The sequence below is a fragment of the Bacillus pumilus genome (assembly GCF_900186955.1).
GTDB lineage: Bacteria > Bacillota > Bacilli > Bacillales > Bacillaceae > Bacillus > Bacillus pumilus.
The window spans coordinates 1,741,142-1,757,889 of the sequence record NZ_LT906438.1 but is presented as its reverse complement, the minus strand read 5'-3'; the positions used below and the strand labels follow the sequence as shown (position 1 = coordinate 1,757,889).

Sequence of the window (16,748 nt, the reverse complement as noted above, 5' to 3'; positions counted from 1 at the left end):
GAGTGATTTTGTCACATTTAGTTTATCGATCACCTAAAAAGTTATGCAAATATGAAAAAAGATGAGAATATCCTTCCCATCTTTTCAAAATTCAAGAAACCGAAAACTTAATGAAGGTTTTGATCTCTTTCTCTTTTTAATTTTTCTGGTGTGACATCGTTTCCTTCAGGGTCAACGATTTTCACGGTTTTAAGTGTATTTTTCATAGAAGAACGAAAAGCTTTTAAATACTCTTCTCTTAATTGCTTTTGTTCTGTTTTTTCAGCGTCTGACAAACCGGTCTCTTTTGACTTTTTTGAAAGCTCATTGATTCTTGCAAGCTGATTTTTAGAAATCATGACTAACTCCTTTAAAGCATTTTCTCTACATACTACTAAATATCAATCATTTTGACAACAAATCAAGCTTTAGGTGGTCAGACCTTTTTCATATTCTTGATACCTTCTATGGACCGTTGCTTTTGAAATGTCGAAACCTAGTGCCTGAAGAGTTGCTGCGATTTCTGCGAAGGTCATGTTATTTTTTCTTAATCGAACAATTTCTGAAATCGGCACTTCAATACGCTCACGACCAGGCGCATGATCCTGCTGTTTTAAATTCAGTTCGGGCTGATACCCTCGTTCAACGGCTCTTCTCATTCCCCGCTTGATTTTCAGGTTATGAATTTTTCGTTGATACTCTTCAACGACTCCTACGATCTCAATCACCATTTCATCTGCTTCTGAAAGCTCAAGTTCGCCTCTATGAAACGTACTGTACACCTTTACATTCTCTTTAAAAAGACAATGAAGAAGCGCAATTTTTGCTTGTCCTCTTCCGAGACGTGTTTCATCCTGGATAAGAACAGCATCAATTGACTCTTCTTTTAGTGTAGCTAGCATATCAAACACACCATCGCGATCTAGATCATACCCGCTTGCTTTTTCTTTAATGACTTTAACCACATTCATCTTGTGCATAGCAGCTAAAGCTAGCAATTCTTCTTCTTGTCTCTTCAGCGAGGTTTCCTGCTCTTCTTTGACAGTGCTTACTCTCGCATAGATGATTGCATTCATGTCTTCAATCGACCTTTCTACTGTACTGTTGCAAGTTGATATACGACTGGATGCTCTTTTTTGACTGGTATGACAAGGATGTCACCAGGCTGGATTTCTGTTGAAGCAAGATCGTTGTGCTGAGTGACCCAGTCAATAAACGCATTTTTATCGATTGATTTGCTGTCGTTTACTTGATCAGCTAACCCCCAAAGAGTATCCCCTGATTGAACTTCTATTTTAACATACTGATTTGGATCATTATGGCTTGTGACTGCAATAAGTGAGAGAAATATGCCAACGATGAATGAGAATACCCCAATAAAAATAATAGATTCTTTTAACCTCATAATGTCATCTCTCCTAATAGAATGTGTGTTCGTTCTTTCTGACACTTATTATAAATACGAACAAACGTTTCTGTCAAACGTTTTTTTCGAACCTATGTTTGTACTGTTAGGAAAAACATGCTATAATTTCTTTAAAATTGACGTTTTGAGGTGCAAAAGATGACGAAGCTATCAAAAAGACAACTCGATATCCTGACATTCATCAAAGAAGAAGTAAAAAGCAAGGGCTATCCCCCATCCGTTCGTGAAATTGGAGAAGCTGTCGGTCTAGCATCCAGTTCAACGGTTCATGGACATTTAGCTAGACTAGAAACGAAGGGCTTAATTAGAAGAGACCCGACAAAACCTAGAGCGATCGAAGTACTAGATGAAGAGGAAATGAATATTCCAAAGAGTGCTGTAATGAACGTACCAGTCATCGGAAAAGTAACAGCAGGCCTGCCTATTACGGCTGTTGAGAATGTAGAAGAGTACTTCCCTCTTCCAGAGACTTTTGCAGCACCAGATGAACAAGTATTTATGCTTGAAATTATGGGAGAAAGTATGATTGACGCAGGAATTTTGGACAAGGACTATGTCATTGTGCGTCAGCAAAGCACTGCTAACAATGGAGATATTGTCGTCGCCATGACAGAGGAAGATGAAGCGACAGTGAAACGTTTCTATAAAGAAGATACACACTTTAGATTACAGCCAGAAAATCCATCTATGGAACCGATTATTTTACAGAATGTAAGTATACTAGGTAAAGTGATTGGCGTATTTAGAAATATTCACTAAAAAAAGCCGGTATTTCATCAGTTAATGATGAGAACCGGCTTTTTTTTATGAACAAGAATAGGCAAGAATACTCGAGCTTGGGAAGGAACCAAATGTAAAGTTCGGCCAAATAAAGCCAGTTGTTCTCCCGAAAGGCTGTGAAGATAGAACATACATTAAAAATACTTGACCGTTTCTCATAAACACAATCGTCCACCTTCTATTACATCCCGCCGCAAATTGAACCGATTGCTGACCTCCACCTGTTTGCCCTGAAATAAGTGACTGCATGCTTTGAGGCTGTGATAATGCTTGCTGATATTGCGAAACGATATGCTGTGGTGGGGCTGGCGGGGCTGATCCACTAGATCCGGGCCCAGTGCCTCCTCCTCCGATTGGAAACCCTGGAAATCCTCCAACTTGAGAAGGGAGCGACGGCCAACCTTGCATCTGCCTATCATATGAGTACCCATTCCACATACCTTCATACGGATAATACATATTCAACACCACTTTCTTAGACATTCATCACGATAGTATATGTCATAAATGAAAAAGCGTGTTGAACGTCCAAACAGAAACTTTTCCAAAAAACGTTTTGTTCTTCTTTAGAACGGTTAAATAGTAGATATAAAGAAAAAATAAAAAAATGAAAACTTTTTGCCACCCTCAAACGTTATATATATAGAAAGAAAAGAAATAAAAAACATTTAGATTTAATACTTGTAATATCACTGTAATTATTGTAACATTTGTAACATAAGAAGTTTTCATTGAGAAAAGGAGGCAATCGCCTTGAAAAAATTATTCGTTTTATTAACTGCTATTATGCTTATGATCTCATTACAATCTACAACATTGGCCGCTTCTAAAAAACCAGCCACTTTGACAAATAAAGAAGCGTTACATATTGCCCTTGATGCACGGGAACACTTTTGGAGTGCGATGTCAGGCTACAAAATTAATGAACATTCTGATTACAAATTAAAATCATTTAGCTATAAAGACATGACTTACAACTATCTTTCTAAAACATTTGATACAAAGAAAAAACTAAACAGCTACCTATCTCAAGTTTTCACAAAAGAAGCCATCAATCAAGGTTTAAAAGACTACCAGTTCATTGTTCATAAAGGCAAAATGGCTGTTCCAGTCGGCGACGGAGACAATATGCTTAATTGGGATAAAGCGACACCTAAACTTGTCTCTAAAAAACAAACAGTCCGCACATATGAATTCACTGTCCCAACACTTGATGGACGCAAAGTACAAAGAACGGTTACGTTCGAAAAAGGACAAAAAGATTGGAAAGTCACAAAAATTGACGCTGTTATCTAAATAAAAAACCAGGCCATTCAATCGGCCTGGTTTTTATATTGAAGTAAATTCAGTCATGCGGTCTAAGGCGTGAGCAAGTGATGATGCCGTGCGAAATTCATTAAAAGGAAGCCCGAGCTGCACAGCGGTTTGGGCAATTTCTGGTCTGATTCCTGAAATAGTTGTCTCTACTCCAATTAACCGAAGTGATGTGACAAGATCAAAGATTTGATGAGCCACCATTGTATCAATAATGACAACGCCCGATAAATCAATACATAAATGCTGTACACCTTTTTGTGAGCACTGTTTTAGCGTATTTTCTAAAATAATCTTTGCTCTCGCTGTATCAATATCACCTACTAACGGCAATAACGCAATATAACTTTTTAAGACAATGACAGGTGAGCTCAGCTCGTAAATCATGTCTCTTTGTGCCACGAGCTTCCTCGTTGTATTTTTCACATATTGCTGGATGAACATATGAATGGAAATATTAAACGCCTCTGAAATTAAATCATACCAATAAAAGATGCGGTCAATATCAATTTCATCTTGACGCTGTTTAATAAATTCTTTTAAGTAATGAAGGACCACTCTTTGATTGGACATGTATTCTCTCACAACATAATCTAATGGTGTGTTTAAATGCTTTGGGTCACTGGCTAAGTCTTCAGACCACTTTTTAAACTCAGTATGTAAATACGTCTTGTCTTCAATAAGAGCACGTATAAAATGCTGGTAATAATCTTGATTTTGCCGTTTTAGCTCTGATATGATGCTGGAATCTGTTGAACGGTATATGGATTCTGGATCATCGTCCTCAATTGATTCATACCATGTTTCAGTCAACTTCTCTGCATGCTGCATAAAAAAATCGTATAATGCACGGTTCTTATCCATAAGCAAATGTCCCTTCACATTTTCTTCTTGTCAGTCTTTGTACCTTATAGATTGATTGTACCACTGAATCTTTTTTCCCTGCCAGCTCGGATACGCTCTGATCATATAAAAAAAAGGCACCCGATTGAGGGGTGCCTTTTCCTCAGATTTATTTCACAATGAATAATATTCTTTTCCCATCAGGAAATCCGCTGATTTGGTGCCCGACCCATGAGCCTGCTCCCCTATTATCAGATGGACTGACATATTGAACGCTTGCGCCTTTTCCTCCCTCAAGACAAACCGCCATCGGCCACTCATCCCGGTCAAAGCCAGGTTTTGTCGGAATGCCTTTTAATGATTCTTGCCTGCGGGCATCTGCTCCATTTCGGTCTATCGTACACACATCTGAATGCCCTTTTCGAATGGCTTCTTGAATATGACTGCCTGTTTCAGGGTACCGTTCCTTTGGAAATTGAATGACATGATCATATCGATCGGCACCTTTTGCCGCATGTTCCTCCCCAAATCCACCTAATAGCGTGCCCATCCATATCACAAAGCATAAGGCGACAGCAGTAATCCAGCCTCTTCTCATCTTCAAAAATGCGTGACCTCCTCATTTTTCTCAAGTAGAATCTTGACATAAAGGAAATGTGTCATTTTAATGTATGAGTTGTTCACGAATGACATGTGAAAAAAATGAAGAGGCTAGAACTCAATGAATCTTTCAAGCATAGACAGATAGACACTTGTATCCACATAAAAAAGCTTGTCCCCTATGAAGGAAACAAGCTTTATGTTCTAGCTTTTATTGCGCTTTTGCATAGTTGATAAATTCAACAAAGGCAGCTGTCGCTTTTGGACCGCCATTAATCGTTCCGTTTGAATACCCTGCGTTATGAACCCCAACGATTTGCTGATTTTGATCTAGCATCGCTGAGCCTGAATTTCCGCTAAATGTATCAATCGTATAGTATGCGAGATTCGTATCTTCTCTTGTCACAGGACCTGACATCTCCCACTGCGACACCTTGCCAGTCGATCTCATTTTATCACCTGGATATCCAGAAATTTTAATCGTTGTTCCAGTTAAGTTTGTCACCTGACGGATGGAACGGTAACCGACTGTATTGCCAATGTTCGTATCTGTTTTGATCACGGCAAAATCATATTGGCTCGCACCTGTATTGATATATCCGCTTGGTACATAGAACTCTGTCATATTCGCTGACCCATTTACCGCAGTGCTATCATTCATCCCTGGATACACCGATCCTTTTGCACTATAACTTCTTGATGCTGTATTGTACACGCAGTGTCCGTTTGTCAAAATTTTGTTAGGGGCAATGAGTGTCCCCGTACAGCTTGAGCCGCCAAATGTAATATAAGCAATTGAATTATATGGTGCTACTCTTGTGTTTGCTACTTTTGTTCTACCGTCGTCTCCAATGACGACTTTAGTTTGAAAGTCCTTTACATATTTTGATAGTGGTTTTACTTTTTCACCAACAGTTGAAGATAGATCATCCACTTTATCAAAGGATGAGGGGGATTTCGTATCATTGTGGAAATCACTTGAAGAGATCACCTTTCCATCAGAAGTCACCATGTCATAATCAGATGTTAATACTGAATCCGATGCGGCATGGGCAAAACTAGGCACACTTAAAGCACCAAAAACGAGTAGAGAAGGGAGTAACATTTTCACCTTTTTCATCATATTCCTCCTTTATGTCCTTTATCAAAAATGATACGATTGTTCCATATTGGAGTAAATGAGAGAATATTCTTATTTTTTACAAAATATTTCATTTTCAAATTAGGTGTTTTGTATCTTTCAAACTTTCATTCTATCGATCTCACCTCTCTTGATGAAACAGAAAAAACCGCCTAATTGGCGGTCTTCCCTCTTGTCAGCTCCATACATCTTTTACATATCTATTATTATTCGCAAGGGTTGTCAGCCAATTTTCAGCTGCTTCCTTCGAGCATTGTTTCTCGTGTTGATAGAGGTCGATCAGTGTAGCCTCTACATCTGGTGCCATGACTTTTCCGTCCCCGCACACGTAAAGATACGCACCTTGGTCAAGTAACTTGATTAACATGCCGCCGTCTTCTTTCAACAAATGCTGAACATATACTTTTTGCTCTTTGTGACGAGAATAAGCCCGGTGGATGTGGACAACTCCTTTTTGCGCTGCAAGCTGCATTTCTTCAAAATACAGATCATCTTCATGAGGGTGACGGCAGCCAAAATATAGGTGAGCTTCGCCTAGTGGTTTGCCTTCCTTCTGCCATACTTCTCTTGCCTGAACAAACCCTCTAAATGGAGCGATTCCTGTACCCGGTCCGATCATGATCATCGGTACTTCAGATGAAGGCGGCAGCTGGAATCCTGCCTGCGCTTCGTGGAGGAAGCAGGCGACTTCTTCACCTTCCTTCAGACCACATAAATAGTTTGATGCGACTCCGGCATATTCTCCGCGGCCGCTCCACGCTTTCCCTTTCACAACCGCCACTGTGATACTGACTCTTTTTTCATCGACCTTTGGTGAGCTAGAAATAGAATAATAGCGCGGCTTCAAACCTGGTAAAAGTGCTAAAAAGTGCACAAATGACAGCTCACATGCTTCATATTGATCTAGTAAGTCAAGCATGGTTACTCGTTTCTTTAAAATAGCTTCTTGATACGCTTCACCAGCCATTTGCTCAAGCTCCACGCGGTGAGGCGGACAAACTGTATATGCGGCGAGCTCTCTTAGCTGCGTACGTGTTGCAGGCTCTTGAAGCTCAACATGCGACGCAAGTAATTCTCTCATTTGAATCGGCTGATCTAAAGGTAAATGATTTGCTTTTTTCTCAGAATAAAGCTTGATGTGCTGCTTAGGATCTAGATTGAAGCGATTGATCACCCGCTGAACGAGTGCATCACTATTTTTCGGAACAATTCCGATATGATCCCCTTCTTTGTACTTTTTCCCTTCAGGCAATTGCAGCTCTATATGTCTTGTTTGCCGCTCACTTTTTTCAGATTGTAATTCTTCATTTTTCAGTACAACAGCTGAAAAGGCACCATATGTTTTCGCCACAGGACGTTCTACTAGCTCATTTGTATAAGCAACTGATAGTTTTGGGTTTTCCTTCCCTTTCTCTTGGAAGGTGAGCTGAAATTCTTTTGCGAGCTGCTTGAAGACCGTTTTCTGAAATGCTTCTTTATCCTCATCCATATCTCCGCCTGCATCACCTTCTCCTAAATCAGCTGCACGCTTCGCACCTTTTCTTTCAAGTGCTTCATCAATGAGACGAGGAATACGCTGGTACGTACTCGCCCAATTTCGATCTCCGCATCCAAACACAGCAAACGTCACGTTTGTTAAATCCTGCTCTTTCTCCTGCGTGACCCAATCCACAAATTTTTTCGCATGGTCAGGCGGATGTCCATTATATGAAGCGGTCACGATAAAGACTGCACCCTTATCTGGTAATTGGCGTGTATAGTCATCAAGCGGAGCAGTGGTCACATCAAACCCTTTTGCTTTTCCTTCTTCAGCCAATTCGTTTGCGATTTGCTGCGCCGTGCCAAGATTTGATCCATATAAAACAAGCAGTGGTGTACCATGACTCTTCACTTTAGACTCATCAGTTGTGGTGCTTTTTTTCGTCTCTTCTTTCGGTGGTACCATAAAGAGTTGCTGCTTCCTTGGCCGCACTTTGATTTTAAAATCGTTTGGCTTAATCGTCAGAGATTCTTTTAAATCAAGTTCATATGATGTGTGATCAATCAATTCCAGGTTGTGCAGGACCATTGCCAGTACCATTGTGGCTTCATGAAGAGCGAATTGCATGCCAATACATGCACGCTGTCCATTCCCAAAAGGCTTGTAGGCATGCTGCGGGATCTTTTCAGGGTGTAGAAACCGCTCTGGTTTAAATTCTTCCGCATCCTCTCCCCATACCGCTTGATCGCGATGTAACTTAGGTAGCAGCACGGAGACACTTTGGTTCTTTTCAATCGAATATTTCCCTCCGATGACGGTGTCCTCTTTCGCATAAAGAGAGAACGTAGGCGCTGTTGGCCAGAGGCGAAGAGATTCATTTAAAACCATACGAGTGTAATTTAGTTTTTGTACCTGCTTAAATGTTGGCAGTCCGCCTTGCAGTACATCATCTGCTTCTTGGACGGCTTTCTTTAATTTTTCAGGATTCTTTAATAAGAAATAAATCGCAAAGGATAGTAGCCCGCTTGTTGTTTCGTGCCCAGCTATTAAGAAGGTAATAATTTGATAGCGAATATTTTCATCTGACAGGCGCTCTCCTGTTTCAGGGTCCTTTGCATGCAGCATGAGGGACAGTAAATCATCGCCCGTTTTATCTTGTTTTTTCCGTTCTTGAATAATGTCATCTACTAATTGCTTCATAAAATCGACATTTTCTTCAAATTTTTTTCTTCTTTTGATCATTAGCTTATCTGCAACCGGCAACCGGCTCGCCTGATCCATCGCTTCGCTTAAACCATTCACCATACTTTCGATGAATGGATGCTGATTTTCTTTATAAAAACTGTTAAACCTGAAATCAAAACCACAAAGTCCGATCGTATCTAAAGTAAGCTTTGTCATATCCTCTGCTACTTCAATTTCTTCATCACGGCCTGTTCTTTGCCATTTTTGTACAAGCTGTGTGGCAATATCGAGCATCATTTCATGATAGCCCTTCATGGCCTGCTGACTAAACGCCGGCATCAAGATGTGGTGAGCCTTTCTCCAGTTCGGTTCTTCTGTCCAGCTCGTAAATAACCCATCCCCTGCAAATGCTCTTACTTTATTGAGACTAGTCCCAATGTATTTATCAAAACGGCTCTCATCACATATTTCTTGGAAAAGTTCATGATTAGAAACAAAAATACTTGTTGCTTTTGAAAATTCAAACTGAAAGATCGGTCCTAATTCATCTGCTAGCCTCCAAAAGGTTTGAGAAAGCTCCCCCTTTTTTATATGGGGAATATTTTTAAAAGGTCCGTATGTTTTTGGTTTTGGAATGATTGATGTTTGTTGCATGTGCCCACTCCCTTTATATCATTAAGAAGCAACGCTAATGGCGCGCCATAAACATTGTTCAATGTCCTCTAGAAATTCAATCGTTGGCTCTATTTCTTCTGCAAGAATTTGTTTATGCAGCTGTACAAAGGCACCAAATACAATCGATAGAATGGTTCTACCTGAAAGATTTGGATGAATCCCATCCTTTTTCCCTTCTTCAAAGATAAGGAATAGCTCATGTAACAAATGCTGCATTTTCTCTTTGCTCGTCTCGTCTAAGTAATGAGATCGCTTATCAATTTCTAAGAAATATAGCCCGCTTGGATTCTCCTTTGTAAATAAAACCAAGCAATAAAATACATGCTTAAAGTACGCCCGAATACTCGCCTTTGGATCTGGACTGTTTGTGTTCATTTTTTCGATAAAAGCAGAAAGGCTACGCTGATACAAAATATTGACGAGTGCCTCTTTGCTGTCGAAATATCGGTAAATGGTTCCTGCTCCGACGTTTGCTCTTTTAGAAATCATCGGCATCGTGGTGCCATCAAAGCCCCGTTCAATAAATAAGTCTAGTGAAGCCTTCATGATCTGTTCTTGTTTATCAGTCACTGCTGGCACTTCATCCCCTCCTCCTCTTTAGGAATGAACGTTCATTCCGCATGTTGCATATTATATTAATATTTTAATTTATTCTATATACACTTAAACACATTTATTTTTTTCCGTCATCACATTTTCTGAAAATAATAATAATTAAGAAATGATGCCTAGTCAGACAGCATCCAAAGGACTTAGAAAAATTGACAGATATGTGTCACGTGGGTGACCTCAGCACTATACTTCATTCTTGATCAATCGGAGAGTGAATGTGGTCGTCATATGTATCAATATATAAGCTGCCATTACTTGAACGGACTGCGTATACAATGTCCTTTAAGGAGAGCTGCCTTTTCTTAAGCTCTTCATCTATCCACTCCACTGTTAATTGATTTTCTTGAATGTTTTTCAAAATGAGCTTTCCGTCCATGATCACTTCGATCGGCATGTAGCCCTCTGCCTTCATATACAATTGAAGATCCTTTCGAGTGACATTTTCAAATGAAGGATATTTTTTCACTGACATATGCCCATCTGTTTCAATCATAGCAAATTCAACTTCGCTAATATCAAAAATGTCTTTTTCTCTCAGCTGCTGATTTAAATAATCAAGGGTATACCTCATTCCCTTCATATTCTCTTCAAGAATTTTGCCATTTTGTATGACAAGGGTTGGTTTACCAGCCATAAAACCTCTCAATTTCCGGCTCCTTAAAGCAATCAGTGAAATCACATAAATGATCATGACAAGCGTGACAAAGGAAATCGTCGTGTGATGAAATGGAAGCGTTGTATTAAACGCGAGACTCGCCGCAATTGAACCTAAGCTGATGGCTGCTATAAAATCAAAAATATTCATTTGAGCAATGGTTTGCTTTCCAAGAAGACGTGCTCCGCCAAATAAAATCGCAAAAGCAAACATCGTCCGTAAAATGACTTCAATGTGGTCAGGCATGTCAGGGTCCACCTTTCAATTGCATCAAAAAAAGCCTTTTCCTTAGAAAAGACTCCATTTTAGACTATGCATTTATTCCATCCTTATTCAACTGGGCAGCATCGCTTTGCTCAAATTGTGAGCGCAGCTCGATAATGGAGCTATTTCTCACAACATGGGCATCTTGCTCAAGAAGCCACGTATAAAATCTAGCTTGCTCTGCTGTTTGCAATGCCTTCATATATTTTTGCGTGGAACGCTTCTCTGCAACGCGTTGTTTGATCGCGCGCATCTGTTTCCAGAATTGATAATAAGGAAGTTTGAGCTTGGTCATCAAGCCGCGATCATCCTCAATGACATATCCCTCTTCTTTGATCGAGTCGTCATGAGAAACGGCCTGATACCATTTATAAAAAGACGTCCAATCATGGAACACAGCCACTTCCTGCTTGCTGGATATTCCAAGCTGTTCGCTTACTCTTTTCACTTCAGTAAATGGTGCCTTTTCATAGCTTAGCTGACGCTTCACTATATCAAGCAAAATGAGTTGATCATGATCATATGTGATAATATGTGGGTCTTTCTCTGGCAAAATGACTTCAAACACAAGAGATGCATTGTGGTCACGTACGTATGATTTGATGTAGTCGACCTGCACGTCTCCGAAGGTCTGATAGAATAACTCCTCGACCCAGGAAGCATGCTGATTTTGTTTCACATGAGATGTATACGATTTGGACGTAAACACCAATTCATCTTCCATTTCGTTATACCCAACCGTCCCTAAATATCCATTTGCTTTATCATAGACGGTGACAGGAAATTGAAGGTGGTTTACTAGATGATGCATTTTTGTCTCCGGACGCTCATCAATGTTAAAAAATTTGTTGTAGCTTCTTGAAACAATCTGCTTTGACACCATATTGACAAACAAACCTCTTGCCTTCACATTCACATCATCCCACTGCCGTTCACTAAACGCTTTTTTCGTAAAATTAAAAGATGAAATATGGTGCGGAAGCTTTAATTCCTGTACATACTCATGCTGATCTAAGTGAGCTAAAAAGTCATCTAGTGAGATATCTGGTTGAATAGCGGCTGATGGTTTTTTCTCAGAAGCTCTATAGATTGGGTTGTCAATTTCATGAGTCTCAATCCCGTCAGCTGTGATTTTCAACACCCTCAGCTGTCCCCCGAATTCAACCTGGCCTTCTAGATTATAAGACCTTTCCGCTGCTTGAGTAGGCAGCCTGTATAAATTGCGATGCCCGTGAATTTGAATGACATCTAATCCAGCAGTATTTTGAACAAACAAGTGATCAATGTCATCTGAATATTCACCTACACCGTGGATGAGCTGCTGTGTTGAGACATGCAATAGCTCTTCTGGCAAATGAGCAAGCCCCCCGTGGGTAACAAGAAATGTCTTGCCATGGTACGTAAAATAAGTAAGCTGATGAAATGTCCTGACAAACTTTCGTACTTCTTTTAAATCAAAGTCTGCTGCTTCAATCTCAGGTGCAGTATGCCGGTTAAACATATTACTTCTTACTTTTTCACCATGTGCAAACCGGTATAAATGCTGATCATGATTTCCCTCAATCACGATGACATTCCGGCATTCTCTATGTGCGAGCATCCATTCTAATACTTCCTTGTTTTCTATGCCTCTATCAAGCAAATCACCTGCAAAGATATAAAGTTCATTTTCTTTAATATCTCCTTGCAAATAGGTGGTCAGAGCGGTATGACAGCCGTGAATATCTCCAAAAACATGAATGGCCTCATATTGATCGAAGGATCGAGGCTGATAGGTCATCACTTGCGGATATTTCTCAGGCTGCAAGACAGTCACCCATGATGGGACCTTTTCTGTTTTTAACCGCTCATTCATTTGATATAAAACAGACTCCCGCACAACTTTGTGAGCTTCCCGTGAGCGATTTTGCAATAGAGCTGTTTCAAGCGGCACCTGCGTGAAATCGACGACATACACCCTGTAACGATACGATGTGGCCAGCGATTTATATTGAGATATCGATTTGCTTGAAATATGCGTGGCATCAATCACAGTAAAGTCTCCGCGTTCCATACGTGCTGTAAGCAATTCAAATAATAAAGACCAGACTTTGTGGTCATGCTTGCTTGAAATTTCTGGTTTCCCATTGACAGATAACTGCGGAGGCTGGGTCAAAAGACGAATCTGATCCGCTGATAATGTGTAAGGCTCTAAGCCTTGGGCTTTGATCCAAGTTGATTTCCCTACGCCTGGGAGACCTCGTAAAAGGACTAAAGTTCTCATATTGGTTCTCCTTTAATAAGTGATATTTTACCTATTATAGATAAATGATGGATAAATCTCAATCTTTTATCAATTATGGTAATATATAGATAGAAAGGGAGGTTTTACGTATGTCTAATGGGGAGAATATCGCATTTAATATTGGTGATCTTCTATTTCAAGTGTTCTCTCTTCTATTCATTGCTGCTATCGTGACGATCATTGTCATCGCTTTTCGAATGATCAGAAGAAAACGAATGGAATTGAAGAAGGTTGAGGAAAGATTGAACAAAGTGATTGAAAAAAACGATTTAAAAGAGTAAAAATCCGGAATTTAACCGGATTTTTTTTGTTTCATCAAAATCCCTTGCCGCTGCTGCATCAAAAAGAAAAAGACGCCTAAAAGGACAAGAAAACCGCCACACATTTGGAGCAGCGTGACTTTCTCTCCAAGCAGCCATACAGCAAGAATCGTGGCCCCAACAGGTTCGCCAAGGATACTCATTGAAATGGTTGTGGCATTGACATAGGTTAAAAGCCAATTATTAATGACATGAGACATGGTGGGAATGATCGCAAGCAATAAAAAGATTCCCCACTCTTTACCCGGATAGCCTGTAAAAGGCGTTTGCTGAATCAAATTGAATAAAATTAAAAAAAGACCGGCAAAACCAAACACACAAAAACTATAAATCCAATGAGATATCTTTCTGACAGCCTGTTGACCTATTAATAAATAACAAACAACCGCGATCACACTTAAAAAGGATAAAATGTCTCCTAGGATGGCTTCCTGGCTATGACCTATGTCTCCCCACCCAATCATAAGTGCACCAACAATTGCGGCACACATCGTCAAGAGTGCAGGCAGCGTGGTTCGTTCACGGAAAAAGAGAAAGCCGCCTAATAAGGAGACCATCGGCTGAAGGGCGATGATAATAGTAGAGCTTGCCACAGTCGTCAGCTTCAGTGAGCCAAACCACAACACAAAATGGAGTCCTAAAAAGAAGCCTGACATACATAAGAAAAACCAATCTCTTCGCTGAATCGAGAGAAATTCTTTTTTTCGTGGCAGGATAAACGGCAGCATAAAAATCGCGGCAAAGATCATTCGATACATGCTTAAAATAGCAGCAGGTGCATTTGACCATTTCACAATGATAGCAGAAAACGAAATGGCAATAATTGAAATCACAAGCGGTAGTGCAATTGATTTCTTTTGAGCAGTTGACTTCATGTCCATAAGCAGCTTCCTTTACATCAGCAGTAGATGAGAAGTTCATCTTGTATGTCGTCATCTTACTATGTCCAATCCGCTAGAGGCAAGATGATTTTAAAACTTATGTACGCTTTTTTTGCATGAAAAAAGTTTTTCATCTCGAAAGCCCTACTCATCATCTATCAATAGATAAACGGCCCGAACTGGACCATGAACACCTACCACTAAATTCATCTCAATATCCGCAGAGTTACTCGGACCTGATATGAAATGAATCGCACCTTTCGCCTGCTCTCCCTCTTCTACCGAGCGATTAAGAGCCGAAACAGCTTGAATCATCCGCGGAACCACCGTGCTTTTTTCGATACACACGATATACATCATCGGTAAAAAATGGAGCGCTCTTCCTTGGCCCTGATGGGATGAAAGGACGACTGTCCCTGATTCTGCTAAGGTGTAATCACTGAATACAACCGAATACGCCGCTTGTTCTGCCAGCCTGATATTTTCTTCCCTTGAAGCCTCAGCATTCCAGCTGGTGACTGCGAATCCTTCGTGCTGCAAGCTGTCAAACATCGGATAAAATCCATATTGTTCAAAACGATGATCGCCCGATGTCATCACAGAACCCTCTCCATACTCTGTCATCAATGATCGTAATACAGAGGGCGCTTCCTCTGGTGTTGTTTCGACCACTCTTGTATGAATTCGTTGACATTGCACCTTCAATTGCTCGACTAGCTCTTCTTTAGACAAAAGTCCGTTTGTTTCCCACTGAACTTGATGCTTCCAAGCTGGACGCTGAATAGATGCAGACGAGGAGGAATCCTTCCCTAATTGCTTACGGATATGAGCTAAAAACGATTCTCGGTGAGAAATGGTTCCCTTCACCACTGTTCCTCCTTCTGTCTCTTTTTAAACCAATCCCTGAATCTTTCTTTACTTGGAGCTGGCAGGTCACGAATATCTGTCCAATTCTTTAAAGGACCTATTCCTTTTGAAATCTGTCCGTTTGAAGCCATACGATTCATCAATACAGGAGCTGCTTTTGTTCCGAATTGATACATCCCGGGAGTCGAAGCGCCCATTCCGAACATTTTCATCGCCATCATTTCAGCTTTAGACGCTCTCCCCTCTTTTTCCACGATGACTTGACGATGTTTTATTAATAACTCGTGAAGCGGGATCTTTACTGGACAAGCATCTGTGCAGGCCGCGCAAAGGCTGGATGCAAAGGGGAGCTCTTGGTAGTCATCATAGCCGCCAAGAAGCGGCGATAAAACAGCACCAATTGGCCCCGGATAAATCGATCCGTATGAATGTCCGCCCACATGCCGGTAAACTGGGCACACATTGATGCAGGCTGCGCACCTGATACATTGGAGAACAGGCTGAAAGGCAGTACCTAATATATTGGACCGCCCATTGTCCACAATGACCAAGTGAAATTCTTCTGGTCCATCCACTTCTTCTTCTCCTTTTGGTCCAACGACAGAAATGTAACTCGTTAATTTCTGACCGACTGCACTTCTGCACAAAAGACCAACGAGGACATCCAGCTCCTCCATCGTTGGAACAATCCGTTCCATGCCCATAACGGCGATATGTGTCTTCGGGATAGCCGTGACAAGATCCGCATTCCCTTCATTTGTCACAAGGCAAATGGAACCTGTATTGGCGACAGCAAAATTACAGCCGGTGACACCAATATCTGCTTCGAGGAACTTTTCACGTAAGATGGCTCTCACAAAACTCGTCATATCTTCAGGTGTCTCTGACATCTCATATCCGAGCTTTTCGTGAAAGACTTCTCGTATTTGTTCTTTCGTCATATGAAGAGCAGGTGCCACAATATGTGAAGGAGGTTCATGATCATCTACTTGCAGAATATACTCGCCAAGATCGCTTTCCACCACCTCACAGCCGATCTCTTCAAGGGCTTGATTCATTTCAATTTCTTCTGTGACCATTGATTTTGATTTAACGATCTTTTGGGCCGCCTTTTTCTGTGCCACATGTTGAATATACGCCGATGCCTCTTCCTTTGTTTTTGCAAAAAAGACATGTCCCCCGCGTGCACTAACACTTTCACTTAATTGGTATAAGTAGTCATCAAGATGCGTCAGCGTATGCTGGCGGATTTCCTCGCCAAGCTCACGCCACTTTTCCCAGTTGCCAAGCTCTTCGCTCGCAGCTAGCCGCCTTTCATACAGGCGTTCCTGTGCTGAGGAAACAGCCCCTCTCATGACTTTATCTTCTAACCCTTCCCCGATTCGTTCTTTAAAGGCCTTCTCTCCAATTTTCATACTCATGTGCCGTTCCCCCTCTTAAAG

17 protein-coding genes are annotated in these 16,748 nt (G+C 40.8%); 3 read left to right on the top strand and 14 right to left on the bottom strand.

Annotation, left to right across the window (positions count from 1 at the left end; translation table 11 throughout):
• Window positions 1-107 precede the first annotated feature (107 nt).
• The 3 genes from CKW02_RS08840 to yneA all read right to left on the bottom strand — a co-directional run bounded on the left by CKW02_RS08840 (window position 108) and on the right by yneA (window position 1,384).
• Window positions 108-338 carry a DUF896 domain-containing protein gene (locus CKW02_RS08840; protein WP_003211509.1) on the bottom strand — a complete coding sequence of 77 codons (231 nt, stop codon included), beginning with the start codon at window positions 336-338 and terminating at the stop codon, window positions 108-110.
• A gap of 69 nt (window positions 339-407) precedes the next feature.
• Window positions 408-1,055, bottom strand: coding sequence for a YneB family resolvase-like protein (locus tag CKW02_RS08835; RefSeq protein WP_003211322.1), 648 nt, complete (start codon window positions 1,053-1,055; stop codon window positions 408-410).
• Between the two features lie 17 nt (window positions 1,056-1,072).
• Window positions 1,073-1,384 (bottom strand): cell division suppressor protein YneA, encoded by a 312-nt coding sequence (yneA, locus tag CKW02_RS08830; protein WP_003211955.1) that lies wholly within the window; start codon window positions 1,382-1,384, stop codon window positions 1,073-1,075.
• Between the two features lie 159 nt (window positions 1,385-1,543).
• On the opposite strand from yneA, the gene lexA reads away from it, so the two are divergent.
• Window positions 1,544-2,164, top strand: a complete 621-nt coding sequence (gene lexA, locus CKW02_RS08825) for a transcriptional repressor LexA (protein WP_003212311.1) — start codon at window positions 1,544-1,546, stop codon at window positions 2,162-2,164.
• 45 nt (window positions 2,165-2,209) lie between these two features.
• Here lexA and CKW02_RS08820 read toward each other — a convergent pair whose 3' ends face one another.
• On the bottom strand, window positions 2,210-2,644 hold the full coding sequence (locus CKW02_RS08820) for a hypothetical protein (protein ID WP_003212431.1): 435 nt from the start codon (window positions 2,642-2,644) through the stop codon (window positions 2,210-2,212).
• Between the two features lie 294 nt (window positions 2,645-2,938).
• Between CKW02_RS08820 and CKW02_RS08815 the strand changes: the two genes are divergently transcribed.
• The gene (locus CKW02_RS08815; protein WP_003211360.1) at window positions 2,939-3,481 is read left to right on the top strand and encodes a DL-endopeptidase inhibitor IseA; all 543 of its coding nucleotides are present in this window, start codon (window positions 2,939-2,941) and stop codon (window positions 3,479-3,481) included.
• Between the two features lie 33 nt (window positions 3,482-3,514).
• Here CKW02_RS08815 and CKW02_RS08810 read toward each other — a convergent pair whose 3' ends face one another.
• From CKW02_RS08810 to CKW02_RS08780, 7 genes are all read right to left on the bottom strand, one after another.
• Window positions 3,515-4,363 (bottom strand): STAS domain-containing protein, encoded by an 849-nt coding sequence (locus tag CKW02_RS08810; RefSeq protein ID WP_003211492.1) that lies wholly within the window; start codon window positions 4,361-4,363, stop codon window positions 3,515-3,517.
• 148 nt (window positions 4,364-4,511) lie between these two features.
• Window positions 4,512-4,892 (bottom strand): NucA/NucB deoxyribonuclease domain-containing protein, encoded by a 381-nt coding sequence (locus tag CKW02_RS08805; protein ID WP_223251255.1) that lies wholly within the window; start codon window positions 4,890-4,892, stop codon window positions 4,512-4,514.
• Window positions 4,893-5,153: 261 nt separating this feature from the next.
• Window positions 5,154-6,062, bottom strand: coding sequence for a trypsin-like serine peptidase (locus tag CKW02_RS08800; RefSeq protein WP_003212025.1), 909 nt, complete (start codon window positions 6,060-6,062; stop codon window positions 5,154-5,156).
• 196 nt (window positions 6,063-6,258) lie between these two features.
• Entirely contained in the window at window positions 6,259-9,402 is a 3,144-nt protein-coding gene (locus CKW02_RS08795) for a bifunctional cytochrome P450/NADPH--P450 reductase (protein WP_003211586.1), read from the bottom strand.
• Between the two features lie 21 nt (window positions 9,403-9,423).
• The gene (locus tag CKW02_RS08790) at window positions 9,424-9,969 is read right to left on the bottom strand and encodes a TetR/AcrR family transcriptional regulator (RefSeq protein ID WP_372706123.1); all 546 of its coding nucleotides are present in this window, start codon (window positions 9,967-9,969) and stop codon (window positions 9,424-9,426) included.
• Window positions 9,970-10,225: 256 nt separating this feature from the next.
• A complete protein-coding gene (locus CKW02_RS08785; RefSeq protein ID WP_003210832.1) occupies window positions 10,226-10,936 on the bottom strand; it encodes a DUF421 domain-containing protein in 711 nt (236 codons plus the stop codon).
• A gap of 64 nt (window positions 10,937-11,000) precedes the next feature.
• Window positions 11,001-13,217, bottom strand: a complete 2,217-nt coding sequence (locus tag CKW02_RS08780) for an RNA ligase (protein WP_003210920.1) — start codon at window positions 13,215-13,217, stop codon at window positions 11,001-11,003.
• A 110-nt stretch (window positions 13,218-13,327) separates the two neighbouring features.
• Between CKW02_RS08780 and CKW02_RS08775 the strand changes: the two genes are divergently transcribed.
• Entirely contained in the window at window positions 13,328-13,519 is a 192-nt protein-coding gene (locus CKW02_RS08775) for a TIGR00366 family protein (protein WP_003212466.1), read from the top strand.
• A gap of 11 nt (window positions 13,520-13,530) precedes the next feature.
• Here the strand turns inward: CKW02_RS08775 and CKW02_RS08770 are convergent, their stop codons facing one another.
• The 3 genes from CKW02_RS08770 to CKW02_RS08760 form a co-directional block, all read right to left on the bottom strand.
• Window positions 13,531-14,439, bottom strand: a complete 909-nt coding sequence (locus tag CKW02_RS08770) for a DMT family transporter (RefSeq protein ID WP_003212227.1) — start codon at window positions 14,437-14,439, stop codon at window positions 13,531-13,533.
• Window positions 14,440-14,583: 144 nt separating this feature from the next.
• A complete protein-coding gene (locus CKW02_RS08765; RefSeq protein WP_034619877.1) occupies window positions 14,584-15,306 on the bottom strand; it encodes a LutC/YkgG family protein in 723 nt (240 codons plus the stop codon).
• Window positions 15,303-16,727 carry a LutB/LldF family L-lactate oxidation iron-sulfur protein gene (locus CKW02_RS08760; protein WP_003210898.1) on the bottom strand — a complete coding sequence of 475 codons (1,425 nt, stop codon included), beginning with the start codon at window positions 16,725-16,727 and terminating at the stop codon, window positions 15,303-15,305. The genes CKW02_RS08765 and CKW02_RS08760 overlap by 4 nt, the downstream gene beginning before the upstream one ends.
• Window positions 16,728-16,748 lie beyond the last annotated feature (21 nt).

What these genes read in the sequence shown, in the direction of transcription:
- CKW02_RS08840 (WP_003211509.1), bottom strand. Translation starts at nt 338, where the DNA reads ATGATTTCTAAAAATCAGCTTGCAAGAATCAATGAGCTTTCAAAAAAG.
- CKW02_RS08835 (WP_003211322.1), bottom strand. Translation starts at nt 1,055, where the DNA reads ATGAATGCAATCATCTATGCGAGAGTAAGCACTGTCAAAGAAGAGCAG.
- yneA (WP_003211955.1), bottom strand. Translation starts at nt 1,384, where the DNA reads ATGAGGTTAAAAGAATCTATTATTTTTATTGGGGTATTCTCATTCATC.
- lexA (WP_003212311.1), top strand. Translation starts at nt 1,544, where the DNA reads ATGACGAAGCTATCAAAAAGACAACTCGATATCCTGACATTCATCAAA.
- CKW02_RS08820 (WP_003212431.1), bottom strand. Translation starts at nt 2,644, where the DNA reads ATGTATTATCCGTATGAAGGTATGTGGAATGGGTACTCATATGATAGG.
- CKW02_RS08810 (WP_003211492.1), bottom strand. Translation starts at nt 4,363, where the DNA reads ATGGATAAGAACCGTGCATTATACGATTTTTTTATGCAGCATGCAGAG.
- CKW02_RS08805 (WP_223251255.1), bottom strand. Translation starts at nt 4,892, where the DNA reads ATGGGCACGCTATTAGGTGGATTTGGGGAGGAACATGCGGCAAAAGGT.
- CKW02_RS08800 (WP_003212025.1), bottom strand. Translation starts at nt 6,062, where the DNA reads ATGAAAAAGGTGAAAATGTTACTCCCTTCTCTACTCGTTTTTGGTGCT.
- CKW02_RS08795 (WP_003211586.1), bottom strand. Translation starts at nt 9,402, where the DNA reads ATGCAACAAACATCAATCATTCCAAAACCAAAAACATACGGACCTTTT.
- CKW02_RS08790 (WP_372706123.1), bottom strand. Translation starts at nt 9,969, where the DNA reads ATGAAGGCTTCACTAGACTTATTTATTGAACGGGGCTTTGATGGCACC.
- CKW02_RS08785 (WP_003210832.1), bottom strand. Translation starts at nt 10,936, where the DNA reads ATGCCTGACCACATTGAAGTCATTTTACGGACGATGTTTGCTTTTGCG.
- CKW02_RS08780 (WP_003210920.1), bottom strand. Translation starts at nt 13,217, where the DNA reads ATGAGAACTTTAGTCCTTTTACGAGGTCTCCCAGGCGTAGGGAAATCA.
- CKW02_RS08775 (WP_003212466.1), top strand. Translation starts at nt 13,328, where the DNA reads ATGTCTAATGGGGAGAATATCGCATTTAATATTGGTGATCTTCTATTT.
- CKW02_RS08770 (WP_003212227.1), bottom strand. Translation starts at nt 14,439, where the DNA reads ATGGACATGAAGTCAACTGCTCAAAAGAAATCAATTGCACTACCGCTT.
- CKW02_RS08760 (WP_003210898.1), bottom strand. Translation starts at nt 16,727, where the DNA reads ATGAGTATGAAAATTGGAGAGAAGGCCTTTAAAGAACGAATCGGGGAA.